The organism is Streptomyces sp. NPDC039736 (genome assembly GCF_055596485.1).
This window is the reverse complement of sequence record NZ_JBVIUQ010000001.1, coordinates 187,863-214,164: the sequence shown is the minus strand read 5'-3', so window position 1 is coordinate 214,164 and position 26,302 is coordinate 187,863. Positions and strand designations below refer to the sequence as shown.

The following is a 26,302-nucleotide window of genomic DNA, read 5'->3' as shown; positions in this document are numbered from 1 at the left end:
GCCATGGAGCTGCACCCCTCGGCCCACACCGACACCTTTCCGCGCGACCATCTGCCGCCCGTCGAGCAGTGGCCGGAGCTCCTCTTCGAGCTGCCGGAACTCCAGTACCCCGCACGGCTCAACTGCGGCGCCGAGCTGGTCGACCGCCCGCTGGAGGAGTTCCGGTCGGACCGGCCCGCCCTGCGCACCCTCGACGGCGAGGTCTGGTCGTACGGCGAACTGCGCGAGCACACCGACCAGATCGCGCACGTGCTCACCGACGACCTGGGGATCGTGCCGGGCAACCGTGTCCTGCTGCGCGGCCCGAGCACGCCCTGGCTGGTGGCCTGCTGGCTCGCCGTGATGAAGGCGGGTGCGGTGGCGGTCACCGTACTGGCACAGCAGCGGGCCCCCGAGCTGGCCACGATCTGCGAGATGGTGCAGGTCAGCCATGCCCTGTGCGACGTACGGGCGATGGACGACCTGACGAAGGCACAGGTGCCGGGGCTGCGGATCACGGCGTTCGCCGGGGACGCGCCGGACGATCTGGTGCGGCAGGCGGCGATCAAACCGGCACGGTACGAGGCGGTCGCCACGTCGGCGGACGACGTGGCGCTGATCGCGTTCACCTCGGGAACGACGGGCCGCCCCAAGGGGTGCATGCACTTCCACCGCGACGTGCTGGCGATCGCGGACACCTTCGCGCGGTACGTACTGCGCCCGGAGCCGGACGACGTGTTCGCGGGGAGCCCGCCGCTCGGCTTCACCTTCGGGCTCGGCGGTCTGGTGGTCTTCCCCCTGCGGGTGGGCGCCTCCACTCTGCTGCTGGAACAGGCCGGGCCGCGCGAGCTGCTGCCGGCGCTGGCCGAGCACCGGGTGTCGGTGCTGTTCACCGCGCCGACCGCGTACCGGATCATGCTGGACGCGCTGGCGGACCCGAAGGCCAAGCACGATCTGAGCGCGCTGCGCCGGTGCGTGTCGGCGGGCGAGAACCTTCCGTCGGCGACCTGGCAGGGCTGGTACGAGCGGACGGGCGTGCGCATCATCAACGGCATCGGCGCGACCGAACTCCTGCACATCTTCATCTCCGCGGCGGACGACGACATCCGTCCCGGCACCACCGGGAAGCCGGTGCCGGGCTGGCAGGCACGCGTGCTGGACGCGGACGGGCACGAGGTGCCGGACGGCGAACCCGGGCTGCTCGCGGTGCGCGGCCCGGTGGGCTGCCGCTATCTCGCGGACGAGCGCCAGCGGGTGTACGTACGGCACGGCTGGAACCTCACCGGCGACACCTACGTGCGCGACGCGGAGGGCTACTTCCGCTATGTGGCACGCGCGGACGACATGATCGTCTCCGCCGGGTGCAACATCGCGGGCCCCGAGGTCGAGGACGCGCTGCTGCGCCACCCCGACGTCCTGGAGGCGGCGGTGGTCGGCCGGGCCGACGAACTGCGCGGGCAGGTGGTCGTCGCGTACGCGGTGCTGCGGGCGGGAACGGCGCGCGGCGAGGAGACGGCGGCGCGGCTGCGGGACTTCGTGCAGGGGGAGCTGGTGCCGTACAAGTGCCCGCGCGAGTTCGTCTTCCTGGACGTGCTGCCGCGCACCCCCACGGGCAAGCTCCAGCGCTTCCGGCTGCGGGACGCGGTCGGGGCCGCACCCGTCGCCGCCGTGCCGTGGGCCGGACCTCCGGAGGACCCGGGCGCCGGGCTTCCGGGCGACCCCGGGACCGTACAGTGATCGCGTGGCTGACCCGCACGCTCCTCGCTCACTGATCATCACGCTGTACGGCGCCTACGGGCGTGACGGCGCCGGGCCCGGCTCCGGTGACGGGCCGCTGCCCGTCGCGGCGCTGATCCGGCTGCTCGCGGCGGTGGGGGTGGACGCGCCGTCCGTGCGGTCGGCGGTCTCGCGCCTGAAGAGGCGCGGGCTGCTGGAGGCGGCGCGCACGCCCGAGGGCGCGGCTGGATACGCGCTGTCCGGCGACGCCCGCCAACTGCTGGACGACGGGGACCGCCGCATTTACGCCGGTACGCGGCCCCGCCTGGCGGACGGGTGGGTGCTGGCGGTGTTCTCCGTGCCGGAGGCCGAGCGCGCCAAGCGGCACGTACTGCGTTCGCGGCTGGCACGGCTGGGTTTCGGGACGGCGGCGCCGGGGGTGTGGATCGCGCCCGGCGGCCTGTACGAGGAGACGCGGCACACGCTGCGGCGGCTGCAGCTCGCCGAGTACGTGGAGCTGTTCCGGGGCGATCACCTGGGGTTCGCGGCGACGCGGGACTCGGTGGCGCGGTGGTGGGACCTGCCGGAGATCGCCGGCCTGCACCATGCGTTCCTGGAGCGGCACGAGCCGGTGCTGCGCAGGTGGGAGGCGGGGGCGGCCTCGGACGTGCCCGAACCGGAGCGGGCCTACCGGGACTACCTGTTGGCGCTCGACTCCTGGCGGCGGCTGCCCTACACGGACCCCGGTCTGCCGGCCGAACTGCTGCCGCAGGACTGGCCCGGGGGACGGTCGGCGCAGGTGTTCGCGGAGCTGCATGCCCGGTTGCGGGACACCGGGGCGCGGTTCGTGCGGGGAGTGCGGGACCCCACGGAACCGAAAGCCCCCTTTGTATGACAAACGTCGACGCCTGTGGACATCCACGCGCACGCTTCTCGACGGCCTGCGCATGATGAGGCATGACCTGGACTTTCACGGAAGACCTCAAGGAGTTCCTCGACGCGGCGCATGAGTCGCTGGCGTCCCGGCCGGTGCGTGACACGCTGCTGCTGACGGTGTCGGCGACGCTGGTCCGGCGGGGAATGGACGCCTACGGCGAGGAGCCGCCGCTCTTCGGCTGGTGGCGGCGTCCGGCCGACGGAGTCGTGGACGGGGCGCTGATATGGACCCCGCCGGAGCCGGTGCTGCTGAGTGCCGTGCCCCGGGACGCGGTCCGCCCGCTGGTACGGGCGCTGGGCGACGGCGCGGCCCCGGGCGGCCGCGATGTCACCGGCCTGCACGTGGAGAGCGAGGCTGCGGCGGAAGCGGCCGCGGCCTGGACGGAGTCGGCCGGTGCGGGGTCCGGTGGCCTGCGGCGCGGGGTCGAGCACCGGCTGTACCGGCTGGCCGAGTTGGTGCCGCCGCCCCGGCTGCCCGCGGGGCGGGCCCGGCGCGCGACCCGGGAGGACCGCGAGGTCCTGGTGGAGTGGGTGCGGGCGTTCGCCGCGGACACGGGGCAGCCCGGGAACCGCGCGGAGGCCGTCGTCGACGAGCGGGTGCGGCACGGGGGCCTGCGCGTGTGGGAGGACCCCGGGGGCACACCGGTGTCGATGGCCGGCGTCACGCTCCCCGCCGAGGGCACGGTGCGGCTGTCCCTGGTCTACACCCCGCCCGCGCTGCGCGGGAACGGCTACGCGGCGGCAGTCACGGCGGACCTGAGCGCGGCCGCCGTGGCGGCCGGGGCCGAGGAGGTGCTGCTGTTCGCGGACACGGCGAACCCCGTCAGCAACCGGATGTATCAGCGGCTCGGCTTCGAGGAGGTGTCGACGCGGGTGGTCCTCACGGTGCCGGACGGGCCCGCCGCGGACTGGGCGGCCCCGGGGGTGCGTGCAGGCTGAGGCGGGGTTTGGGGCCGTCGGTGCGGCCGGTCGGCGGCTTGCGGCTGCCGGCCCGGTAGGGCGGGGGCCAGGGGGCGCCGGGGCCGGAGTAGTCCTGTTCGGCGGCGGCGTGCAGGGTCCAGTGGGGGTCGTAGAGGTGGGGCCGGGCGAGGGCGCAGAGGTCGGCGCGGCCCGCGAGGAGGAGGGAGTTGACGTCGTCCCAGGAGGAGATCGCGCCGACGGCGATCACCGGTACACCGAGGGCGTTGCGGATGCGGTCGGCGTAGGGCGTCTGGTAGGAGCGGCCGAACTCGGGGGCCTCGTCGGGGACGACCTGGCCGGTGGAGACGTCGATGGCGTCGGCGCCGTGCTCGGCGAAGGCGCGGGCGATCTCGACGGCCTCCTCCTCGGTGGTGCCGCCCTCGGCCCAGTCGGTGGCGGAGATGCGGACGGTCATGGGTTTGCCGTCGGGCCAGACGCCCCGGACGGCGTCGAAGACTTCGAGGGGGAAGCGGAGGCGGCGGGCGAGGCTTCCGCCGTAGGCATCGGTGCGCCGGTTGGTGAGAGGGGAGAGGAAACCGGAGAGCAGGTAGCCGTGGGCGCAGTGGAGTTCGAGGAGGTCGAAGCCGCAACGGACGGCGCGCCGGGCGGAGGCGGCGAACTGTTCGCGGATGTCGATGAGGCCGGAGCGGTCGAGCTGGGCCGGGACCTGGTTGACGCCGGGCCGGTAGGGCAGCGGGGAGGGCGCGACCAGGGGCCAGTTGGTCTCGGTGTCGGTGGCGTCGAGCGGCTGGTCGATGCCGTCCCACATCAGCTTGGTGGAGCCCTTGCGCCCGGAGTGGCCGAGCTGGACGCCGATGGCGGTGCCGGGGCTCTGCCGGTGCACGAAGTCGGTGATCCGCCGCCAGGCGGTGGCCTGTTCGGGGGTGTAGAGCCCGGTGCAGCCGGGGGTGATGCGGCCCTCGGGGCTGACGCAGACCATCTCGGTCATGACGAGTCCGGCGCCGCCGAGGGCGCGGGAGCCGAGGTGGACGAGGTGGAAGTCGCCGGGGACGCCGTTCTCGGCGGAGTACATGTCCATGGGTGAGACGACGACACGGTTGCGCAGGGTCAGTTCGCGGAGCCGGAAGGGGGTGAACATCGGTGGGGTACCGGGCGAGGGACAGCCGAAGTCCGCCGCGACGGCCTCGGTGAAGGCGCTGTCGCGCAGACGCAGGTTGTCGTGGGTGACCCGACGGCTGCGGGTGAGGAGGTTGAACGCGAACTGCCGGGGCGGCTGGTGGACGTATCCGGACAGGTCCTCGAACCAGCGCAGGCTGGCGGCCGCCGCCCGCTGCGTCGAGGTGACGACGGGCCGGCGCTCGGCCTCGTAGGCGGCGAGCGCGGTCGGCAGGTCGGGCTGTTCCTCGATGCAGGCGGCGAGGGCGAGGGCGTCCTCGACGGCGAGCTTGGTGCCGGAGCCGATGGAGAAGTGGGCGGTGTGGGCGGCGTCGCCGAGCAGAACGGTGTTGCCGTACGACCACCGGTCGTTGACGACCGTGCGGAAAGCGATCCAGGAGGAGTTGTTGCCCCTGAGGGGACGGCCGCCGAGGGCGTCGGCGAAAAGCTTGGCGCAGCGTTCGACGGACGCGGCCTCGTCACAGGTGTCGAGCCCGGCGGCCCGCCAGACCTCCTCGCGCATCTCGACGATGACGGTCGAGGCGTCCTTCGCATAGGGGTAGCCGTGCAGTTGCATCACCCCGTGCTCGGTCTCCGCGATCTCGAAACGGAACGCGTCGAAGGCGAAGTCGGCGGCGAGCCAGATGTACCGGCAGCGGTGGGAGGTGATGCGGGGTCCGAACACGTCGGCGTGGGCCTGCCGGGTGAGGCTGTGCACCCCGTCGGCGGCGATCACCAGGTCGTACGCGGTGGCCAGTTCGGCGGCGGGCGGGGCCTCGGTACGGATGCGGAGCTCGACGCCGAGCGAACGGCAGCGGGCGTGCAGGACCTCCAGCAGCCTGCGCCGGCCGAGAGCGGCGAAGCCGTGCCCGCCGGAGGTGAGGCGGCGGCCGCGGTGCACGACGTCGATGTCGTCCCACCGGACGAACTCGGCGGTGAGCGCCCGGTACACCTCGGGGTCGGCGTGCTCGATGCCGCCGAGCGTCTCGTCGGACAGGACGACGCCGAACCCGAAGGTGTCGTCGGGAGCGCCCCGCTCCCAGACGGTGACCGCACGGGCCGGATCGAGCCGCTTGAGCAGCGCGGCGGCGTAGAGCCCGCCGGGCCCGCCGCCGATGACGGCGACACGGAGCGGGGGGTGGGGGGTGGGGGCGGGGGCTGGGGTGGGTGGGAGGGCGGAGGGGGTGGGGGGGCGGGGGGAGGGGGGGAGGGGGCCCCCGGAGGAAGTGGTCACCGTCAGCGCCCCCGCCACTTCGGCGCCCGCTTCTCCGTGAACGCGGCGTGGAACTCGGCGTAGTCCTCCCCGTTCATCAGCAGCGCCTGGGTGGCGGCGTCCAGCTCGACGGCGGCGGCGAGCGGCATGTCGAGTTCGGCGGTGAGCAGGGCCTTGGTCTGGGCGTGCGCGAGGGCGGGACCGTCGGCGAGCCGCCTGGCCAGTGCGGCGGCGCGGCGGTCGGCCTGTCCCTCCTCGGTCAGCTCGCTGAGCAGCCCGATCCGCTCGGCCTCCGGCGCACGCACCGGTTCACCGAGCATCAGCAGCCGGGTGGCGTGGCCGAGTCCGACGACCCGCGGCAGCAGATAGGCGGCGCCCATGTCGCCGCCGGACAGCCCGACCTTGGTGAAGAGGAAGGCGAACTTGGCCGTCGGGTCGGCGATCCGGAAGTCCGCCGCGAGCGCGAGGACCGCTCCCGCGCCGGCCGCCACCCCGTGCACGGCGGCGATCACCGGGAATGGGCATTCCCGCAGGGCCCGTACGACCTGCCCCGTCATCCGGTTGAAGTCGAGGAGCTGCCCGGTGTCCATGGACAGCGTCGCCCCGATGATCTCGTCCACGTCACCGCCCGAGCAGAACCCGCGCCCCTCCCCCGCCAGCACCAGTGCGCGCACGGAACGTTCCCGGGCGAGTTCGGCGAGGAGGTCGCGCAGGTCGGCGTACGCGCCGAAGGTCAGCGCGTTCAGCTTGTCCGGGCGGGCGAGGGTGACGGTCGCGACTCCTTCGTCGAGGGCCAGCCGCAGGTGGCGCCACTTCTCGGTGCGCTGGGCGGAGCTGAGGAACGGGCTCATGGGCGCAGCCTCCCGGTGCCGGTGCCAGTTCTTCGAAGCTATCACCGGCCTGTGACTCCCGTCACGAGTACGCGATAAAGCCGTACTGGGCAGCACTCCCGAACACCTGCGAGACGGTTGCATAGACCGGCTCACCCCCATGGTCCCGAAGGACTGTGGCGCAGGTCCCAACCATTGACGGCGAGCGGCCCTACTGGAACAGCCTTTCGCTTCGTACCGTTGAACGCAGGAAATCTGCTTCCCGAACGGACGACGCCTTGCCCCCTGCCTCTGGTCCTCCCTCCGGCTCCGCGCCCGGCCGCCCCACCTCCTGGCGCATCGAGCTGCCGCACTCACCGGCCGCGGTGCCGATGGCCCGTGCCCTGATCCGTACGGCGTTGGCGGAATTGGAGGCTCCGGCCGCGGACAGCGACACGGCCGAGCTGCTGACCGCCGAACTCGTGGCGAACGCCGTCGAGCACACCAGCGGCTCCGCCCCGATCGAGCTGGTGGTGGAGCTGCTGCCGACGGGGTGCCAGGTCGAGGTGCACGACGGCGACCCGGGGCCGCCGGGCAACCTGGAGTCCTCCGAGGCCGATCAGTGCCCCGACCCCTGGCAGGAGCACGGTCGCGGTCTGCTGTTGATCCGTACGCTCAGCTCGGACTGCGGACACCGGCGTACGGATTCGGGCAAGGCGGTCTGGTTCCGTCTCCCCGCGCCGCACTGACCCCCGAAGCCCGCCCCGTGAACGCCCCCGCTAGGTCCGCTCCCCCACCGCGCCCCGGTCCTGCGCCGCCCCGAGCCGCGAGTGCCGGCGCCCGTAGAGGGCGTACACCAGCGACCCGACGAGCAGGAACGCGCCGAACTGGAGCCATGTCCGCCAGCCCGTTCCGTAGATCAGGTAGAGGCAGAACAGCACGCCCAGCACAGGCAGGGCGGGGAAGAGCGGCACCCGGAAGGATCGCTGGAGGTCCGGGTTGCGGCGGCGCAGTGCGATGACCGCGATGTTGACGACGGCCATGACGGCGAGGGTGCCGATGGTCGTGAGGTTCATGACGACGTCGAGCGGGACGACCGCCGCCGGGACGGCGAACACGGCGGTGGCGATCCAGGTGTTGGCGACCGGTGTCGAGGTCTTCGGCGAGATGCGTTCGAAAATCCGCGGAATGAGGCCGTCGCGGGACATCGACATCAGGATGCGGGTCTGGCCGTACAGCACGGCGAGCACGACGGAGGCGATGGCGACGACCGCGCCGAAGGCGATGATGCCGCCGCCGAGGGTGGAGCCGGTGACGTTGTCGACGATCAGGGAGAGCGCGGCGGGCCGGGAGGCGACGTCGGCGGCGGACATGGCGCCGATGGCGGCGATCGCGACCAGGCAGTAGAGCAGGGTGGCCACGCCGATGCAGATCATGATCGCGAGCGGGATGTTCCGGCGCGGGTTCTTGACCTCTTCACCGGCCGTGGTGATCGCGTCGAAGCCGATGTACGAGAAGAACGCGACGGAGGCTCCGGAGGTGACGCCCATCAGTCCGTGCGCGGCGAACGGCGAGAGGTTCTCGGAGCTGAACGCGGTGAAGGCGATCGCGCAGAACAGGATGAGCACGGCGATCTTCACGACGGCCATCACGGCGGTGGCGCGGGCGCTCTCGCGGACACCGCGCACCAGCAGCAGTGCGGCGAGCAGCATGACGACGACGGCGGGGATGTTGACGACGCCGCCGTCGCCGGGCGGGTTGGAGAGCGCGGCGGGGAGCTGCCGGCCGATGAGGCCGTCGAGGAGTTCGTTGAGGTACTGGCCCCAGCCGACGGCGACGGCCGAGACGGAGATGCCGTACTCCAGCAGCAGGCACCAGCCGGTCAGGAAGGCGATGCGCTCGCCGAGGGTGGCGTACGCGAAGGAGTAGGAGCTGCCGGAGACGGGGATCGCGCTGCCGAGTTCGGCGAACGAGAACGCGGTGAAGACGCAGGTGATCGCGGCGAGCACGAAGGAGACGACGACGGCGGGGCCGGCTTCGGCGACGCTGTCGGAGAGGCCGACGAAGATGCCGGTGCCGACGATGGCGCCGACGCCGAAGCACACGAGCTGGAAGAGTCCCATGGTGCGCCTCAGGCCGTGGCCCTCCAGGTCGGCGCCGGATTCGGCGACGAGGAGGTCGGGTGACTTGATGCGTCGCATGGGGTGGTTCTTCTTTCTGGTGCCCGGGTGACAGAGCAGATGGGGTCCGGGCAGGTGCGCCCGAACCCCATCAAGCAATGCAATGGTAGTCATTGCATCGCATATTCACCCAATCGGGCGTATCGCTATTCAGTTGTGGCGTCGGCCATGGTCGCGACCAGCACTGCCTTGATGGTGTGCAGGCGGTTCTCGGCCTCGTCGAAGACGACGGAGTGCGCGGATTCGAAGACCTCGTCGGTGACTTCGAGTGAGGTCAGGCCGTACTGCTCGTGGATCTCGCGGCCGACCTTGGTGCCGAGGTCGTGGAAGGCCGGCAGGCAGTGCAGGAACTTCACGTCCGGGTTGCCGGTGGCGCGCAGGACGTCCATGGTCACGGCGTACGGGGCGAGGGCTTCGATGCGCTCGGCCCAGACCTCCTTGGGCTCGCCCATGGACACCCAGACGTCGGTGACGACGAAGTCGGAGCCGTGCACGCCCTCGTCGATCTCCTCGGTGAGGGTGATGCGGGCGCCGGATTCCTCGGCGAGCTTGCGGGCCTGCGCGACGATCTCCTCGGCGGGCCAGTAGGCGCGCGGGGCGACGATGCGCACGTCCATGCCGAGGAGGGCGCCGGTGACGAGGTAGGAGTTGCCCATGTTGAAGCGGGCGTCGCCGAGGTAGGCGAAGGCGATGCGCTCCAGGGGCTTGTCGCTGTGCTCGGTCATGGTGAGCACGTCGGCGAGCATCTGGGTGGGGTGCCAGTCGTCGGTGAGGCCGTTGAAGACCGGCACCCCGGCGTGCGCGGCCAGTTCCTCGACGGTCGCCTGGGCGTCGCCCCGGTACTCGATGCCGTCGAACATCCGGCCCAGTACGCGTGCGGTGTCCTTCGCCGACTCCTTGTGCCCGAGCTGCGAGCCCGCGGGGTCGAGGTAGGTGGTCGACGCGCCCTGGTCGGCGGCGGCGACCTCGAAGGCGCAGCGGGTGCGGGTGGACGTCTTCTCGAAGATCAGCGCGATGTTGCGGCCGCGCAGCCACTGCACTTCGGTGCCGTTCTTCCGGGCCGCCTTGAGTTCGGCGGCGAGGTCGACCAGTCCGCGGAACTCCGCGGCGCTGAAATCGGCCTCCTTGAGGAAGTGACGGCCCTTCAGGGAGTGGCGGCCTTCGAGAAATGACGTCATGGGGACGCTCCAGGGGGCGACGGGCGGACTGTACGAGCACGAGGAGTCGCGCGAACAGTGAAACCATATACGAGGAAGCGCATCACTATACGGCCTCACGTTCGATCGGGCAGCTCATGCACCGCGGTCCGCCACGCCCCCTGCCCAGCTCGCTGCCCCGGATCTCGATCACCTCGATGCCTTGTTTCCGCAGGTGGGTGTTGGTGGTCACATTCCTTTCGTATGCCACGACCACGCCCGGCTCCACCGCGAGGACGTTGCAGCCGTCGTCCCACTGTTCCCGCTCGGCCGCATGCACATCCTGTGTGGCGGTCAGGACGCGGACGGAGTCCAGGCCGAGGGCGGCGGCGATCGCGCGGTGCATGTGCTCCGCCGGGTGGTCGGTGACCTTGAGCTCGTGTTCGCCGACACCGGGTTCGATGGTGTACGAGCGGAGCATGCCGAGCCCCGCGTACTGGGTGAAGGTGTCGCCGTCGACCATCGTCATGACGGTGTCGAGGTGCATGAAGGCCCGGCGCTTGGGCATGTCGAGGGCCACGATCGTCTGCGCCGACCCGGCGGCGAACAGTCCTCGGGCCAGCATCTCCACGGCCTGCGGGGTGGTCCGCTCGCTCATCCCGATGAGTACGGCGCCGTTGCCGATGACCAGGACGTCGCCGCCCTCGATGGTGGAGGGGTAGTCGCTCTGCCCCTGCGACCAGGTGTGGAAGGCGCCCGCGGCCGGTCCGGTGAACAGGGGGTGGTGCTTGTAGATCGCCTCGAAGTGCACGGTCTCGCGCTGCCGGGCGGGCCAGCGCATCGCGTTGATGGACACCCCGTCGTAGATCCAGGCGGAGGTGTCGCGGGTGAAGAGGTGGTTGGGCAGCGGGCGCAGGAGGAAGTCGTCCAGGTCCATGACGTGGAAGCGCACCGACGTCGGTTCCGGGTGCCGCTCCAGGTACTCCCGCTTGGTCATTCCGCCGACGAGTGCCTCGCAGAGCTCGGTGTCGGGCAGTTCGTCGAACGCGGCCCGCAGGTGGTCGGTGGCGAGCGGCCCGTACTCCTTCTCGTCGAAGACCCGGTCCAGCACGAGCCGTCTCGCCTCGGGCAGCTCCAGCGCCTCGGTGAGGAGGTCGCCGAAGAGGTGCACCTCCACTCCCCGGTCGCGCAGCACGTCCGCGAACCCGTCGTGCTCCTGCCGGGCCCGACGCACCCAGAGCACGTCGTCGAAGAGGAGTGCGTCCTTGTTGCTGGGGGTCAGGCGCTTCAGTTCGAGGTCGGGGCGGTGGAGGATGACGCGGCGCAGCCGCCCGGTCTCGGAGTCGACGTGGAATCCCATGGCTCAATCCTGACCGTCCGAACCCCGCTTCACCCGTCGAACACCGCTCCGGCCTCGAACATGTTCCTCCCCGTACCTCACCCCACCAGGTCCCGGGCCGGTGTGCGCAGGCTCCGCTGCCACACCTCGCAGGCGACCACCGAGGTCAGCGCCCCGGCGAACCGCTGACGGCACCACGGGTCGGCCAGTCCCGGAAGGTGCTGCGCGATCAACGCCTCCAGCAGCTCCTGGAGGCGCGGCTGGTCGAGTTTGAGGTAGCGGCCGGTACGCCCCGCGGGCGCCTTGTCGAAGTCCGCCGCGCACAGTGCCCGCAGTTCCTCCCCGACCGAGGCCAGCAGTCCGCCGGCCCGCTCGGTGGTCAAGCCGCCCACCGGGCAGGGGCCGGCGGGGCTCTCGTCGCCTCCCGCCGGGTGCGCGGTGTTCGCGCACCGGGTGGCGAGGGTCTGGGCCAGCACCCGTGCCGGGTCGGTGTCGAGTGCGGTGCGCACCGCCACCGCGAACGGCTCCCCCACGCCCGCGTGGACGAACGGCTCGACGTGCTGGAGCAGTTCCTGGAACGCGAGCAGCATGTCCCCGGCGCCTTCCGCGAGCCGCCGCACCTGCTCGGCCAGCAGTGCCGTGGCCCATTCCCGCAGCGGCGCGCACGCGGCCAGCCGCACGGCCGCCTCGGGAAAGAGCACCAGTTCGTGCCGTGCGCCGGCGAAGTGGAGGTCCTCGCGGGCCCGCAGCGTCAGCTCGTTCAGGATCCGCTCGCGGAGGACGGGGGCGTCGAGGAGGGCGACCACCTCGTCCGTGCCGTGGGCGGCCATCCACTCCACGAGGTGCATGCGGCGCCACCCGGTCCCGGGCGGCTCGGCCAGCGGCATGCCCGCCCTGACCATCAGCACCGCCAGGTCCAGCCGCAGCCCGACACGGCCGACGGCCGAGCCGCGCCGCCGGGCCCCCTCCCAGGGGTCGCGCGTGCGGCCCGCGTCGCGGGTCCGTCCGGCGATCGCGGCGAGGACTGCGTCCAGTCCGGCCACCGGCAGCTCCATGCCCGCGTACCGGTGCAGGAACAGGGTCAGCCATCGGTGGGCGTCGTCGAGCGGCAGGGACTCATCGCCCACTCCGGTGAGCCGGTGCAGGACGCCCACGTCCTCCAGGTACGTCAGCCAGGACGCGGCCGTCCGGGACACCGCGGCGGCGGTCTTGCCGCGCGGTGCGGACACGGTCTTCAGCAGGGCGGGCACCGCGGTCTCCGGGTCCTCGGCCAGCAGCCTGCGCAGCACGGGCCGCCACGCGTCCCAGACGGCGGGGGCGCACGTGTCCATGGCCCCGCCGCGCAGCAGGGCGGCGAGGATCTCCGTGTGCTCGTCGTCGGCGGGCAGTGTCCGGCCGGCGCCCCGGGCCAGCTCGGCGGCGAAGGTGTCGGAGAGGTCCCGGCCGGTCCGGCACCAGGTGCGCACCAGGCTGCGGTACCCGGCGACGGCCCGCTCGGCGGACGTGCGGGCGGCGACTTCCCGGCGGTGGGCGGTCAGCTCCTTGACGGTGACGGCGCCCAGCGACACGAACTCCGCCAGCAGGGCCTGCCGGGCTTCCTCGTCCACGGGTGCGCCCAGTTTCCGCTCGGCCGCCCGCGCCGCCGTGAACAGGGGCCGGGCCGTCGTCGCGCTGCCCGCGCCCGCGACGATCCGGGCGGCCTCGTCCAGGGCGTGGGGCAGGAGAGCGGGGCAGTGCGCGGTGGCCTTCACGGCCGTTCTGGCGAACTGGTCGCCGGCCCGGCCCGGTTTGGCGGGTGCCAGTGCGGCGCACGCGCGCAGCGGGGTGAGCAGTGCCATCGCGTCGCGGGCCAGGGCGGGGTGGGCGACGCAGACGCGGGCGAGGAAGCCGAGGGGCTCCTTGCGCACCCGGCCCACCGGCGTGCCCTCGCCGCCTTCGGGGGTCAGCCCGAGGGCGCGTGCGACCACGTCCTCGGCGTGCCCCGCGCGGGCGGGGACGAGCCGCACGAGCCGGTGTCCTTCGTCGAACGGTTCGCCGTCGTGACAGCGCGCCGTCAACGGCTCCTGGCCGTCGTCGGGGGCGTCCTTCGCGGGCAGGACGGCGCCCTGGCGGAGCAGGGCTTCGTCGGGCGCGGGCCCGACGGGCCGGGCGGCCGGTTCGGCGGGTTCCGGCCCGGTCGCCGCGTAGGCGGCGCAGGCCACCAGGAACTCCTGATAGGCGGCCGTGGCGTCGGCGGGCAGCGGGGTGCGGGCGTGCGGACCGTTGTAGGGGTCGTCGTGCTGGTCGTAGACGTCGGCGAGCATCCGGATGCCTTCGGACCAGGCCACCCTGGGCACCGTGTCGTACGCGCCGAGGCCGGTGCGCTCGCGGGCGTCGTCCCAGAAGCAGTGGTTGACGGAGACGGGGGACTCGGGCCCCTGGTAGCGCAGGTCGAGCCGCATGTCGTAGGTGTGTCCGGCGACGGGGACGCGGAAGTGGGCGGTCTCGCCGCTGATGCGCCCGCCGTGCGGGGTGATGACGCGTTCGAAGCGGGCGCCGTTGGAGTAGTCGCCGTTGCGGAAGGCGGCGATGCCGTGGCGCCGGGGCTCGCGGTGCCCCGGGGTGGCGTCGGGACGGACCCACACCGTGCGGTGGAGCTGTTCGATGTGCTGCTCGCCGCCGAAGGTGTCGAGCAGGTCGAGCCACCGGTCGAGCCGTCCGGTGCCGCGCGGGTCCAGCAGTACCGGGTGCGGGAAGGTCAGGACCGTGTCGGTGAGGGTGAACTCGCCCTCCGGGGAGGCCACGCACAGAGTGTGGTCGGGTCCGATGCCGGTGAGCAGGCCCGCGCGGCTCACCTCGCCCGCGCGGTACGGGGCCACGACCGCGTACCGCAGGGCACGTTGCCAGTACGGGTCGCTCCACACGGCGCGGATCAGCGCGGCGGGCACGGGCAGGGAACGGACCATCCAGGTCTCGACCCGGGTGCGGGCGTCGGCCGCGTGGTCGGCCAGCCAGTCGCCGAGCGCGGCCAGTTCGAGGACCGCGGCCTGCTTCTTCAGGGCGGGCGGCAGTTCCTTCAGTTCGCGCCCCGCCGCGTTGCGGCAGCGGATCCGCGGGACGGGTTCCGCGTACACGTCGAGCGTGACCTCGTAACCGCCGACCGGTGTCCAGCTCCTCTGGTCCCCCATGACCTGCGCCCCCGTGCGTCGTCGTGCTTCCCCGAGCGGTCCCGCACGGAACCACAGGAGGTGTGACCACCCGCCCGGTTCGAGCGAGTGATCACACCTTACGAGGCAGCACTGACAACGCCCCGACCACGGCCTGTTTCCGCAGGTGGGAGCCCTTCGAGGGGGAGCCCTTCACGGGCGCGGCGGTCCCGGCTCAGAGCCTCGGGTCGACCGGCTCCGACTCCAGCGCCAGCACCGCGAACACCGCCTCGTGGACCCGCCGGAGCGGCTCGCCGTCGGCCAGCCTCGCCAGCGCTTCGAGGCCGAGCGCGTACTCGCGCAGCACCAGCGACCGCTTGTGCCCGAGGAACCGTTCCCGCAGCTTGGCGAGCTGTTCGGGCCGCGTGTACTCGGGACCGTAGATGATCCGCAGGTACTCGCGTCCGCGCACCTTGACGCCCGGCTGCACGAGCCGTCCCTTGCCGTCCCTCACCAGTGCGTCGAGCGGCTTGACGACCATGCCCTCGCCGCCGCGCCCGGTCATCTCCAGCCACCAGTCGGTGCCGGCCTGCACGGACGCCTCGTCGCCGGTCTCGACGACCAGGCGCCGGGTGGTGTGCAGCAGCCCGGACGGGTCGTGCTCCACCAGCCGGTCCAGCCAGGCCAGCTGGCGATCGTGCGGCTCCCCCGCCAGGGACCGCCCCTGCACGGCGAGCACCTGGAACGGAGCGAGCCGTACCCCCTCCAGCCCCTGCGTCGGCCAGCAGTACCGCCGGTAGGCCTCGGTGAACAGGCTCGCGTCGGCGGCCCGTTCCCGCTGCTTGACCAGCAGTTCGTCCGCCCCCTCGACACCGCGCGCCGCCGCGGCCTCCAGGGCGGCGACCGCCCCGGGGAACACCGCGCCGGCCGCCGCGCCGACGGCGGCGTACTGCTGGCGCAGCAGCCCGGACGCCTTCAGCGACCACGGCATCAGCTCGGCGTCGAGCAGCAGCCAGTCGGTGTCGAGTTCCTCCCACAGGCCCGCTTCCCCCACGGCGGTCCGCAGCCGGGCGAGCACGAGTTCACCCACGGACTCGTCGTCGAAGAACGGCCGGCCGGTCCGGGTGTGCACGACTCCCGTGGGGCCGTCCACGCCGAACCGGGCCCGCGCCACGTCCGCGTCGCGGCACACCAGGACCACGGCCCGCGACCCCATGTGCTTCTCCTCGCACACGACCTTCGCGACGCCGTCCGCCCGGTACTGCGCGAACGCCTCGGCGGGGTGCTCCAGGTAACCGTCCACCCGGGACGTGCCGGTGGGGGCCATCGTCGGCGGCAGGTAGAGCAGCAGTTGCGGGTCGACGGCGAAGCGGCTCATGACTTCGAGCGCCGCCGCCGCGTTCTCCTCACGGACCGCGACCCGGGCGAGCTCGCGGGTCTCCACGACCCGCCGTCCGGCGACGTCGGCGAGGTCGAGCGGGCGCCCGCCGTGTCCGCCGGGCGCCTCGGTGAGCAGCGGCTTGACCGGCTCGTACCAGACCTTCTCGGCGGGTACGTCGACGAGTTCGCGCTCGGGCCAGCGCAGCGCGGTCATCCTGCCGCCGAACACCGCGCCGGTGTCCAGGCAGATGGTGTTGTTGATCCAGGAGGTGTGGGGGACGGGCGTGTGCCCGTACACGACGGCGGCACGGCCCCGGTAGTCCTCGGCCCACGGGTAGCGCACCGGCAGCCCGAACTCGTCGGTCTCGCCGGTGGTGTCCCCGTACAGCGCGTGGGAGCGCACCCGTCCGGAGGTGCGCCCGTGGTACTTCTCGGGCAGTCCGGCGTGGCAGACGACGAGGTCGCCACCGTCGAGGACGTAGTGGCTGACGAGGCCGTCGATGAAGGCCCTGACCTCTTCCTTGAAGCTGTCGTCCTCCTTCTCCAGCTGTTCGACGGTTTCGGCGAGTCCGTGGGTGTGCTGGACCTTCCTTCCCCTGAGCCAACGGCCGAGCTTGTTCTCGTGGTTCCCGGGAACGCACAGGGCGTTTCCGGAAGCCACCATCCCCATGACGCGGCGCAGTACGCCGGGGCTGTCCGGGCCCCGGTCGACGAGGTCGCCGACGAAGACGGCGGTGCGCCCTTCGGGGTGCGTTCCGTCCTCGTACCCCAGCTTCGCCAGCAGGGTCTCCAGTTCGGAGCGGCAGCCGTGGATGTCACCGATGATGTCGAAGGGGCCGGTGAGGTGCGTGAGGTCGTTGTAGCGCTTCTCCAGGACGATCTCGGCGGCGTCGACCTCCGCGACGCCGCGCAGGACGTGCACCTTGCGGAAGCCCTCGCGCTCCAGCCCGCGCAGCGAGCGGCGCAGTTCGCGCTGGTGGCGCCGGATGACGTGGCGGGGCATGCCGGCCCGGTCGGGGCGTTCGGCGTTGCGGGCGGCGCAGATCTCTTCGGGCAGGTCGAGGACGATGGCGATCGGCAGGACGTCGTGCTGCCGGGCGAGCTGCACGAGCTGCTTGCGGCTCTCGGACTGCACGCTGGTGGCGTCGACGACGGTCAGCCGTCCGGCCGCCAGGCGCTTGCCCGCGATGTAGTGCAGCACGTCGAAGGCGTCGCGGCTGGCGCTCTGGTCGTTCTCGTCGTCGGCGACCAGGCCGCGGCAGAAGTCCGAGGAGATGACCTCGGTGGGTTTGAAGTGCTTGCGCGCGAAGGTCGACTTCCCGGAACCGGTGGCTCCGATCAGTACGACGAGGGACAGGTCGGTGACCGGGAGCCTGCGCGGTGCGGTGCCCGGTGCTGCTTCGGCGGTGGTGCTCATGCGGCCTTCGCCTCCTTCGCGTTCTCCACGCTGCTCCTGTCCTTGCCGTCCGGTGCGACCGTCGTGAAGACGGCCATCTGCGTGGGCGGCCCCACCTCCGGGTCGTCCGGCCCGACGGGCAGGAACGCGACTTCGTACCCGTGCCGCTCGGCGACCCGGTGCGCCCAGGCGCGGAACTGCTCCCGCGTCCACTCGAAGCGGTGGTCGCCGTGCCGCACCTGTCCGGCCGGCAGGGTCTCCCAGCGGACGTTGTACTCCACGTTCGGCGTCGTCACGACGACGGTGCGCGGGCGTGCGGACCCGAACACCGCGTACTCCAGCGCGGGCAGCCGCGGCAGGTCGAGGTGCTCGACGACCTCACTGAGCACGGCGGCGTCGTACCCGGCCAGCCGCTTGTCGGTGTACGTCAGCGAGCCCTGCAGCAGCGAGACGCGCTGGGCCTGCCGCTCGCCCATCCGGTCCAGCTTGAGCCGCCGGGAGGCGATGGCGAGCGCGCGCACCGACACGTCGACGCCGACGATCTCGGTGAACCGCACGTCCTTGAGCAGCGCCTGCACCAACTGGCCCTGCCCGCACCCGAGATCGAGCACCCGCCCGGCTCCGGCCGCCCGCAGTGCGCCGAGGATCGCCTCGCGGCGCTGCTCGGCGAGCGGTGCCGGGCGTTCGTCGGCCTCGGCGGGCCCGGTCTCCTCCGCCACCGCGTTGTCGATCTCCTCGACCGCGATGTCGTCGGCGTCCGCGAGCCTCGCCAGTTCCAGCCGCCGCGTGGCCTGCTGGGTGAGTCCCCAACGCCGCGACAGGTAGCGGGTGGTGATCAGCTTCTGCTCGGGGTGCGCCGCCAGCCAGCCCTCACCGGCCCGCAGCAGCTTGTCGACCTCGTCGGGCGAGACCCAGTAGTGCTTGGAGTCGTCGAGCACCGGCAGCAGTACGTACAGGTGCCGCAGCGCGTCGGCGAGCCGCAGCTCCCCCTCCAGCGTCAGCCGTACGTAGCGGGAGTCGCCCCATTCCGGGAACTGTGCGTCCAGCGGCACGGGCACCGCATCGACAGTGCTCCAGCCCAGCGGCGCGAACAGCTTGCGCACCAGTTCCGCACCGCCGCGCGCGGGCAGCGCGGGCACCTCGACGCGCAGCGGCATCGGCTGCTCGGCACGCTCGGGGCGGGCGGTGCACACCCCGTGCAGGGCGCTCTTGAAGACGCCGCTCAATGCCACCGCGAGCAGCGACGACGCGGCGTAGGGGCGGTCGTTGACGTACTGCGCGAGCGCCAGGTCCGGTGAGCCGCCGCGGCCCCTGCCCTTGCCGCGCCGGACCAGCGCCACCGGATCGACCTCCAGGAGCAGCGCGGCCGTGCAGCGCTCGGCGCTCGCCTCGGGGTAGAGGACGTGCGCCGTACCGTGAGCGGTGCGGAACGACTGCTTCCGGTCGGGATGCTTGTGCAGCAGAAAACCGAGGTCGGTCGCGGGGCGTTCCGGGGTTCCGGTGGTGCTGATCGTCATGAACACACGCTCGAGTATTGCCCGGTCCACCCGCTTCGACCACGGGTTTTACGCGTCCGCGGCACAGCTCCACGAACCCGCTCCCGCAGGGTCCGGCCCTGCTCTCCCGCTCGGTCTCCCCCGCTCAGTCCCGCGTGCCCACCCCCGCCGCCAGCCCGGCGATCTGCTGCGGTCCGACCCGGCAGCACCCGCCGACCAGACGCGCCCCGGCGTCCTGCCAGCTCCGTACCCGGCCGGGGTCGAAGGTGCCGTCGCCCCGCCAGCCGCGCCCGGCCGCGTCCCACCGCTCACCGCTGTTGGGGTAGGCCACGACCGGCTTGCCGGTCTCCCGGGCGGCGCTCCGCACCGCCCGCTCCACGTCGCCCGGCTCGCAGCAGTTCACGCCGACCGCGACCACCTGGTCGTTCCCCGCCGCCAGGGCGAAGGCCTCCCCCAGCGGCTGCCCGGCGTGTGTCCGGTCCCCTGCGATGCTGTACGTCAGCCAGACCGGCACTCCGCACCCTTCCGCCGCGCGCAGCAGGGCCTCCGCCTCGTCGGCGTCCGGCACGGTCTCCAGGGCCAGGACGTCGGGCCCCGCCTGGGCCAGCGCCTCGATCCGCGGCCGGTGGAACCGCTCCAGCTCCCCCACGGACAGCCCGTACCGCCCCCGGTACTCGCTGCCGTCGGCGAGCATCGCCCCGTACGGCCCGACCGACGCCGCCACCCATACCGGGTGCTCCGCGCCCTGCGCCGCCGCACGGGCCAGTGCCACGCTGCGCCGCAGCAGCCCCGACGCCTCGTCCCGGCCGACGTTCCGCCGGGCGAAGCCCTCGTAGGTCGCCTGGTAGCTGGAGGTGATCAGCACCCGAGCCCCCGCCCGCACGTACGCCGCGTGCGCCGCCTCGATCTGCTCGGGGGCGTCCGCGAGCAGCCGGGCCGACCAGAGCGCGTCGGAGAGGTCGCAGCCCTGCGCCTCCAACTGGTTGGAGAGCCCGCCGTCGAGGACGAGGGTCTCGTCGGCGAGCGCGGCGGCGAGCGTGCGGGTGGGCTTCACGGTGACTCCTGGACGGGGAACGGCGGACTGGGGCGGTGCCTGCCGGGCCGGGCGGGCCGGTGCCTGCCGGGCCGGGCGGGCCGGTGCCCGTCAGTTCAACTGGGACAGCACCTGCGAGGAGATCAGATCCAGGTGGTCGAGGTCGTCCAGGTCCAGCATCTGGAGGTACACCCGTGACGAGCCGACCTCCGCGAACCGGCCGATCCGGTCCACCACCTCGGCGGGCGAGCCCGCGAGTCCGTTGGCCTTGAGTTCCTCCACCTCCCGTCCGATGGCCGCCGCCCGGCGTGCCACCTGCGCGTCGTCCCTGCCCACGCACGCCACCAGCGCGTTGGAGTACACCAGGTCGCCCGACTTCCGTCCGGCCTCCTCCGCCGCCGCCCTGACCCGGCCGAACTGCCGGGCGGTGTCGTCGAGCGAGGCGAACGGGATGTTGAACTCGTCGGCGTACTGCGCGGCCAGCCGCGGCGTCCGCACCGCCCCGTGCCCCCCGATCAGCACCGGCACCTTGGCCTGGGCCGGCTTGGGAAGCGCGGGCGAGTCGGTGAGCCGGTAGTACGTGCCGTCATAGGTGAACGTCCTGCCGGGCTCCGTCTGCCACAGCCCCGTCACGATGGCCAGTTGCTCCTCCAGCCTGCCGAACTTCTCCTTGGGGAAGGGAATGCCGTACGCCTTGTGCTCCTCCTCGAACCACCCGGCGCCCAGGCCCAGTTCGACGCGTCCGCCCGACATCTGGTCGACCTGCGCGACCTGGATCGCCAGCACTCCCGGGAGCCGGAACGTGCCTGCGGTCATGAGCGTCCCGAGCCGGATCCGGCTGGTCTCGCGGGCCAGCCCGGCCAGGGTGATCCAGGCGTCCGTGGGTCCGGGGAGGCCGTCGGCGGAACCCATGGCCAGATAGTGGTCGGAGCGGAAGAAGGCGTCGAACCCGAGGTCCTCGGTGGCCTTGGCGACCGTCAGCAGTTTCTCGTAGCTCGCCCCCTGCTGGGGCTCGGTGAAGATGCGGAGATCCATGACTTCATCCTGCACCTTCGAACTGACGTCAACCCCGTCGGCCCCGGGTGTCCCCCATCTGCCCGGTCGGGTGAAAACTCGTCCTCGTGCGGGTCCCCGCGCCGTCGTGTCAGTGACCGGCGGTCCCAGCACTCGTTTGCCGGGGCGGAGCCGGACAGCCCGGCCCGCGCGCCGACGACCGCTGCCGGGGCGTTGACAGCGACACCGCCCTCCCCCGGCGGGAGGGCCTGGGCCGAGGAGGCCGCCATGTCCCAGGAAGCCGTGCCCGAACGGGCCGCGTCCGCGCATCCGGTACCGCAGTCCGTACCGGGCCGACAAGCCGCCCCGAAGGGCCTGTTGCAGCAGATGGAGGAACTGATGGCGGCGCTCACCGCCGATCTCTCGCAGCTCGACGCCGATCTGCAGGGCACCGGGGACCGCCCGCCGGCCGGCGCAGCCACCGCGTCGTCCGTGGACAGCCGCCGGGAGGAGCACGAATCCGGCCGCCACCGCACGAGCCGCCGTGACGAGGGCCGCCACCACGAGGACCCCCACGGCGAGTCCCGCTCCGGCGGCCCCGGCCGGTCCCGCTGACCGGACCGGGGTCATGACGGTCCCGCCGCCGAGTCATGGGCCGCGCCCTGCAGCCTGCCGTGCTCCCACACTGTGAGCCGGCGGAGCAGTCCGCGCACCCGGTCGTTCGACTCGTCGGCGGCGTCGATCGCTTCTATCGTCTGCCAGTAGAACCCGCCCTCGTCGGCGGCGCAGGCGACCCCGACCAACGCGATTCCCACCTCGCCCAGCAGGCCGCCCAGTTCCTCCAACGCGCCCCGCGCATCGGGCACTTCCGTCAGACGCGCGGCCCGGGGCCCGGGATCGGGAGGTTGTCCGCCGGTCGAGCCGGACCGCTCCGCCGCAGCGGCGCTCAACGCCGGCCAGTTGATCGGCCCGCAGCCCCGCCCGCCCGCCTCGCTGAGACCCCGCGCCTCACCCCGGAGCTCCCACGGCCCCTTCACGGCCAGCATCCCGCCGATCGCCTGAGTCAGCGCCTGTGTCTGCCACGCCTCCGTCAGGATCTCCAGCGCCGTCCGGCTCTGCGCCAGTGCGTGTCTGCTGACCCTGACGAGTCTCACCGCGTCCATCAGCCACCCCCGTTACCGTCCCGCTGCTCCGCCACCCGCTCCTCTGTTCACTACCCAGCGTGAGGGGAAAGAGCCCGGAACGCCAGAGCTATGCGGAAATCTGTGGACACTCCGAGGATTGTGGACATCATCATCACTCCGAAGAGTGACGAACATCGGTTTCCGGAGCGGGAAATCGTGCCTCGTTGCGCTCGATCTTGGCGGCGAGCGCCGCCAGCGGGTCGATCCCCAGCACCTCGCAGAACTGCAGCAGATAGGCCAGCACGTCCGCGACCTCGTCGGCGACGCGGTGCGCGGATTCCGGCTGCTCCATCACGCGGGCGGACTGCTCGGGCGTCAACCACTGGAAGATCTCGACGAGTTCCGACGCCTCGACGCTCAGCGCGGCGGCCAGGTTCTTGGGCGTGTGGTAGGGCCCCCAGTCCCGGGCCGCGGCGAACGCGACGAGCCGCCGCTGCAACGCGGCCACATCGAGCACCGCCCCGTCGGCGCCGCCGCCCGTCCCCGTACCGCTCACATCCGCCCCGCTCTCCTCGGCCGCCGCGCCGTCCACACCCGCCACCGTCCGCACCTCGTCGTTCACGCCCCCAGGTCTACCACCACCGCCCCGTCCACCCCGCGTACCACCCCACCGTCGGCCACCGTGCCGACGAGTCCGATGTGCCCCCGCGCGCACATCCGCCCGGCCAGCTCCCCCAGCGCCCGCGCCTGCCGCGCGTCCAGCCCCCGGTCGAAGCCGTCGGCCAGCACCGCGAGCGCCTGGAACGCGTCCGGCACCTCGACCACCTGCGCCATGTCCAGCACCTGGGGCCCGGTCAGCAGCACGAGGGCGAACGCCAGGTACCGCAGCTCGCCGTCGCCGAGCCTGCCGACGGGCGTCACCCCGCGCTCGCCCCGGTCGAGCACCGCGCGCACCGTCCGCCCCGCCAGTTCCTCCGTCGTCAGCCCCACCACCGGGCCCGCGCACCCCTCCCTGGCCGCCGCGACGAGCGCCCCGTACCGGATCGCGCACTCCTGGCCGGTACGGCGCAGCACGGCCGCCAGGTTGTCGCAGCCGCGGCGCAGCAGAGCCTCCTCCACCGGTACCGGCGCCCGCATCCGCCGGGGCTGCGGATCGCACACGTACACCGAGCGCAGTGCCACGAGCACCTGCTCGGCGGCGGCCAGCACCTGCCGCTCGCCCTCGGTGCGTCCGGCCACCCGCAGCGGCAGCAGTGCCGTCGCCAGCCGGTCGTCGGGCAGCGGTGCCCGCGTCACCGACACCGCGCCCCCCGTGTACCAGCCCGCCTGGACCGTGCGCCGGCGCGGATCGCGCAGCACGGTCGCCAGGAGGTCCCGTCCGTCGCACGTCAGACGTTCGCTGACGATGCGCAGTTCCGGCTCCGCCTGGACGGCGAGATCGAGCCGTACGGGTCCGGCCGGGCCGTCGACGGTGCAGCCGATCCGGAAGCCACGCCTCCCCTGTCCGTCGGCCACGGCGCTCTCCGGTACGCGGTGGGACGGGTCGGGGAAGACCTCGTCGAGGACGTCGCCCGCGCCCAGCCGGGCCAGCGCGTCGTACATGTCCAGGACGGTCGTCTTGCCGCTGCCGCTCGGTCCCGCGAAGAAGGTCAGCGGGCCGAGCGGGAAGACCGCGCCGCGGTGCGGGCCGAAGGCGGAGAGCCTGAGTTCGGTGACCGTGGGGCGGTGCGGGCGGACGGGGGCGGGGGCGGGTGGGCGTAAGGGCGAAGGCGCAGTCATGATGCGGACGCTATGCATCCGCATCGGTGACGAACCGTTACGCCTGTCCGGTCTTCCTACGAACGGGGGACAGCGGCCGCCTCGACGCCCTCGACCTCCATGCCGACGGGGGCGAGCAGGAAGACGTTGCGGTCCACCCGGTGCATGCCGCTGCCGAGCCCGAAGACCACGCCGCTGCTGAAGTCCAGGATCCGCTTGGCCACGTCGCTCTCCGCGCTGGTCAGGTCGAGGAGCACCGGAATCTGGGCGATCAGGTACTCGGCGACCTCCCGGGCGTCCGAGAACACCTGCACCCGCAGCACGACCATGCGCCGCTGCTCGGCCTCGTACCCCTGCGGCACCGCGCGGTGGTCGGTTCTGGACGGCCATTCGTTGCGGCTGCGCAGCGGCACGACCTGGGCGAGCCCTTCCCACTGCTCGTCGGTGACGTCATACCTGCTCACCGGACCACCCCACCCGCGCGCTGAATCTGCATCCGGCAATTCTGACCCCCCTCACCCGTACGGCCTACCAGCGACACGGCACGGAACGGGATCGGTCGCACATTTCCGGGGGAGCACGACAGCACAGTGGTCCGGCACCGTGACGCTCGGTGCCGGACCACTGGTCTCACGCCTCTGTACGTCTACGCGTCCGCGCGTCTACGTGGGCGAGGCGGTCATGCCCGCTCCCACAGGGCCGGCGCGTTCGGGGGCTCCCATCCCGACTGCGCCTGGTGCCCCTGGAGGCAGCGGTAGGTGGCTCCGCCGTACGTCACCTGGGCGCCGGTGGCGTAGACGGTGCCCGCGGCCCAGGTCCCGCCCGGAGGCTCACCCGGGCCGGGGCCGGGACCCGGACCGGGGTCCGTGGTGGTCTTGAGGGTCAGGCCGTACCCCTGGAGCAGCGGGTTGATCGGCTGGTAGAAGGTGGTACCGCCGCTGCGGCAGTTGCCGGAGCCGCCGGAGGTGACGCCCTGCGCCTGGCTGCCGGAGATGAAGGAGCCGCCGGAGTCGCCGGGCTCGGCGCACACCGACGTGCGCGTCACCCCGGTGATGGTGCCCTCGGGGTAGGTGACGCTGGTGTTGTGCTGCTGGATGGTGCCGCAGTGCCAGCCGGTGGTGGAGCCCGAGCGGCAGACGGAGGCCCCCACGGCGGCCTGCGTGGAGCCGGCCACCTGCACGCTGCTGCCCGCGACGTTGGGCGTCGCGGTCCAGTTGGCGTTGGTGGCGACCCACGCGGTGTCGCGGCCGGGGAAGGTGGATGCCTGGAAGGAGCCCTGGGCGACCCGGTTGAAGCCGGTGGTGGTGGTTCCGGCGCGGCCGCAGTGGCCGGCCGTGGCGAAGCCCTGCTGCGTGCCCCGGGTGATGGCGAAACCGACGGAGCAGCGGCCGCTGCCGTTCATGTAGTACGCGTCGCCGCCGCGTATGTCGTACAGCGGGCGCGGCTGTTGTGCGGACTTCTCGATCCGTACGGCGGACGCGTCCACGCCCGCGGCGGCCACCAGGGCCTTCGCGTCGCTCTGCCGCACCGCCTGGAGCGTCACCTTGTTCGCCCGGACGTCGACGAAGCGTACGGGCACGGCCGTCGCGGCCTTCCCGGCAGCAGCTTTGTCGATCTTCGCGAGGGCGGCGTCGAGCTGCTTCAGGGTGTGCGGTACGACGAGGGCGCGGGCGCCCTGGGCCCTGATGGCGGTGACGTCGGCGGCGTCGGCGGTAGCGACGGTCAGCGTCCGGGAGTCGGCGCCCTGCACCCAGGCGCCGGCGAAGTCCCGGCCGAGCGCGTTCTGCAGCCGGCCCGCGACGGCGCCGGCCTCGGCCTCGTTGGCGAGCCGCGCCGTGGCCTGTCCGGCGGTGACGCCGAGGTCGCGCTGCATGGCACGCAGCAGCTCGGGGGACGCCTGGCCGATGCCCGCGGTGTCCGCCGCCGTGGGGGGAGCGGCGTTCGCGGAACCCGGCAGTCCGGCCAGTACGAGCGCACCGACCGCGGCGAAGGCGGCACAGGCCGCCTTGGCGTGTCTGTGGAGCATGGGGGGGTCTCCTCGGTCTCAGGTGGGTACGGAGACCATAGGTCTGGACAACTGGCGGGCGGGAGCTGCCAGTTACCCCCTCGGTCGATGTTATGGGGCGGGAACGCGCCATGTGCCGGTCCCCGGGCCCGCCGGCGTGCGTCAGAGCCGTCGGACGTACGCAGCCCCCGCACGCCGTCGGGCGTGCGGGGGCTGCGGAGCCGACTGCCGGTACTTGTCCGGCCTCAGACGGGAACGGGGGTGCCGAGCATCGCGGAAGCCCGCTCGAAGGACTGGACCGGGCCGAGGGCGCGTTCGGGCACGGCCACCGGAGCGGTGCGGCAGGTGAAGCCGAGATGGGCCATGGCCCGCAGGACTTCGGCGGCGGTGAAGTCGCGGCGGTCCTGACGGGTGACGACCTGGCCGACCTGCTTGGCCGGGTAGTGGCGGCGGCCGATGATCACCGATTCGCCGGTGGCCGGTTCGGGCTTGACGCCCTTCATCGTCTCCAGCACGCCGCTCTTGGTGAGCTCGAAGGGGAAACGGGCGATGACGCAGCGCATGGGACCTCACAGGGAGAGGGGAGCGAGCGGGTCCGGTCCGGGAGT

The 26,302-nt window shown here is 72.8% G+C and carries 20 protein-coding genes and 1 pseudogene; 5 read left to right on the top strand and 16 right to left on the bottom strand.

Annotated features, from left to right (window positions below; genetic code table 11):
- Positions 1-3: 3 nt before the first annotated feature.
- The 3 genes from ACZ56L_RS00905 (at position 4) to ACZ56L_RS00895 (ending at position 3,570) form a co-directional block, all read left to right on the top strand.
- A complete protein-coding gene (locus ACZ56L_RS00905) occupies positions 4-1,716 on the top strand; it encodes an AMP-binding protein (protein ID WP_471061618.1) in 1,713 nt (570 codons plus the stop codon).
- 4 nt (positions 1,717-1,720) lie between these two features.
- Positions 1,721-2,590 carry a PaaX family transcriptional regulator gene (locus ACZ56L_RS00900; RefSeq protein WP_468683404.1) on the top strand — a complete coding sequence of 290 codons (870 nt, stop codon included), beginning with the start codon at positions 1,721-1,723 and terminating at the stop codon, positions 2,588-2,590.
- 62 nt (positions 2,591-2,652) lie between these two features.
- On the top strand, positions 2,653-3,570 hold the full coding sequence (locus ACZ56L_RS00895) for a GNAT family N-acetyltransferase (protein WP_345217549.1): 918 nt from the start codon (positions 2,653-2,655) through the stop codon (positions 3,568-3,570).
- Here ACZ56L_RS00895 and ACZ56L_RS00890 read toward each other — a convergent pair.
- Together ACZ56L_RS00890 and ACZ56L_RS00885 are read right to left on the bottom strand one after the other, a co-directional pair.
- The gene (locus ACZ56L_RS00890) at positions 3,512-5,941 is read right to left on the bottom strand and encodes a bifunctional salicylyl-CoA 5-hydroxylase/oxidoreductase (protein WP_471060109.1); all 2,430 of its coding nucleotides are present in this window, start codon (positions 5,939-5,941) and stop codon (positions 3,512-3,514) included. The genes ACZ56L_RS00895 and ACZ56L_RS00890 overlap by 59 nt on opposite strands.
- 2 nt (positions 5,942-5,943) lie before the next feature.
- Entirely contained in the window at positions 5,944-6,771 is an 828-nt protein-coding gene (locus ACZ56L_RS00885; RefSeq protein WP_345217547.1) for an enoyl-CoA hydratase family protein, read from the bottom strand.
- Positions 6,772-7,028: 257 nt separating this feature from the next.
- On the opposite strand from ACZ56L_RS00885, the gene ACZ56L_RS00880 reads away from it, so the two are divergent.
- Positions 7,029-7,478 (top strand): ATP-binding protein, encoded by a 450-nt coding sequence (locus ACZ56L_RS00880; protein WP_401758280.1) that lies wholly within the window; start codon positions 7,029-7,031, stop codon positions 7,476-7,478.
- Between the two features lie 30 nt (positions 7,479-7,508).
- On the opposite strand, the gene ACZ56L_RS00875 is transcribed toward ACZ56L_RS00880, so the two are convergent.
- From ACZ56L_RS00875 to ACZ56L_RS00840, 8 genes are all read right to left on the bottom strand, one after another.
- On the bottom strand, positions 7,509-8,930 hold the full coding sequence (locus tag ACZ56L_RS00875) for an amino acid permease (protein WP_471060104.1): 1,422 nt from the start codon (positions 8,928-8,930) through the stop codon (positions 7,509-7,511).
- 125 nt (positions 8,931-9,055) lie between these two features.
- Positions 9,056-10,087: an ornithine carbamoyltransferase gene (gene argF, locus ACZ56L_RS00870; protein WP_468683416.1), complete on the bottom strand. Its 1,032-nt coding sequence runs from the start codon at positions 10,085-10,087 to the stop codon at positions 9,056-9,058.
- A gap of 85 nt (positions 10,088-10,172) precedes the next feature.
- Positions 10,173-11,405 carry an arginine deiminase gene (locus tag ACZ56L_RS00865; RefSeq protein ID WP_345217540.1) on the bottom strand — a complete coding sequence of 411 codons (1,233 nt, stop codon included), beginning with the start codon at positions 11,403-11,405 and terminating at the stop codon, positions 10,173-10,175.
- A gap of 77 nt (positions 11,406-11,482) precedes the next feature.
- A complete protein-coding gene (locus ACZ56L_RS00860; protein WP_471060100.1) occupies positions 11,483-14,551 on the bottom strand; it encodes a DUF4132 domain-containing protein in 3,069 nt (1,022 codons plus the stop codon).
- Positions 14,552-14,744: 193 nt separating this feature from the next.
- On the bottom strand, positions 14,745-17,306 hold the full coding sequence (locus ACZ56L_RS00855; RefSeq protein ID WP_471060097.1) for a polynucleotide kinase-phosphatase: 2,562 nt from the start codon (positions 17,304-17,306) through the stop codon (positions 14,745-14,747).
- Positions 17,303-18,808, bottom strand: a complete 1,506-nt coding sequence (locus tag ACZ56L_RS00850) for a 3' terminal RNA ribose 2'-O-methyltransferase Hen1 (RefSeq protein ID WP_471060094.1) — start codon at positions 18,806-18,808, stop codon at positions 17,303-17,305. The genes ACZ56L_RS00855 and ACZ56L_RS00850 overlap by 4 nt, the downstream gene beginning before the upstream one ends.
- Before the next feature lie 118 nt (positions 18,809-18,926).
- The gene (mmuM, locus tag ACZ56L_RS00845) at positions 18,927-19,835 is read right to left on the bottom strand and encodes a homocysteine S-methyltransferase (protein ID WP_471060091.1); all 909 of its coding nucleotides are present in this window, start codon (positions 19,833-19,835) and stop codon (positions 18,927-18,929) included.
- A gap of 90 nt (positions 19,836-19,925) precedes the next feature.
- Positions 19,926-20,849, bottom strand: coding sequence for an LLM class F420-dependent oxidoreductase (locus ACZ56L_RS00840; RefSeq protein WP_468683426.1), 924 nt, complete (start codon positions 20,847-20,849; stop codon positions 19,926-19,928).
- 246 nt (positions 20,850-21,095) lie between these two features.
- Here ACZ56L_RS00840 and ACZ56L_RS00835 point away from each other — a divergent pair.
- Positions 21,096-21,278 (top strand): annotated as a pseudogene (locus ACZ56L_RS00835) (hypothetical protein); the annotation flags it as partial.
- 155 nt (positions 21,279-21,433) lie between these two features.
- Here ACZ56L_RS00835 and ACZ56L_RS00830 read toward each other — a convergent pair.
- The 6 genes from ACZ56L_RS00830 to ACZ56L_RS00805 all read right to left on the bottom strand — a co-directional run bounded on the left by ACZ56L_RS00830 (position 21,434) and on the right by ACZ56L_RS00805 (position 26,257).
- Entirely contained in the window at positions 21,434-21,970 is a 537-nt protein-coding gene (locus tag ACZ56L_RS00830; protein WP_471060088.1) for a DUF6099 family protein, read from the bottom strand.
- 133 nt (positions 21,971-22,103) lie between these two features.
- A complete protein-coding gene (locus tag ACZ56L_RS00825) occupies positions 22,104-22,439 on the bottom strand; it encodes a nucleotide pyrophosphohydrolase (protein WP_345219022.1) in 336 nt (111 codons plus the stop codon).
- Between the two features lie 110 nt (positions 22,440-22,549).
- Complete coding sequence (locus ACZ56L_RS00820) at positions 22,550-23,710, bottom strand: AAA family ATPase (protein WP_471060085.1); 1,161 nt, start codon at positions 23,708-23,710, stop codon at positions 22,550-22,552.
- A gap of 56 nt (positions 23,711-23,766) precedes the next feature.
- On the bottom strand, positions 23,767-24,153 hold the full coding sequence (locus ACZ56L_RS00815; protein ID WP_345217526.1) for a cell division protein SepF: 387 nt from the start codon (positions 24,151-24,153) through the stop codon (positions 23,767-23,769).
- A gap of 215 nt (positions 24,154-24,368) precedes the next feature.
- Positions 24,369-25,715 carry a carbohydrate-binding protein gene (locus ACZ56L_RS00810; RefSeq protein ID WP_345217524.1) on the bottom strand — a complete coding sequence of 449 codons (1,347 nt, stop codon included), beginning with the start codon at positions 25,713-25,715 and terminating at the stop codon, positions 24,369-24,371.
- Positions 25,716-25,939: 224 nt separating this feature from the next.
- On the bottom strand, positions 25,940-26,257 hold the full coding sequence (locus ACZ56L_RS00805) for an SCO5918 family protein (protein ID WP_345217522.1): 318 nt from the start codon (positions 26,255-26,257) through the stop codon (positions 25,940-25,942).
- Positions 26,258-26,302 lie beyond the last annotated feature (45 nt).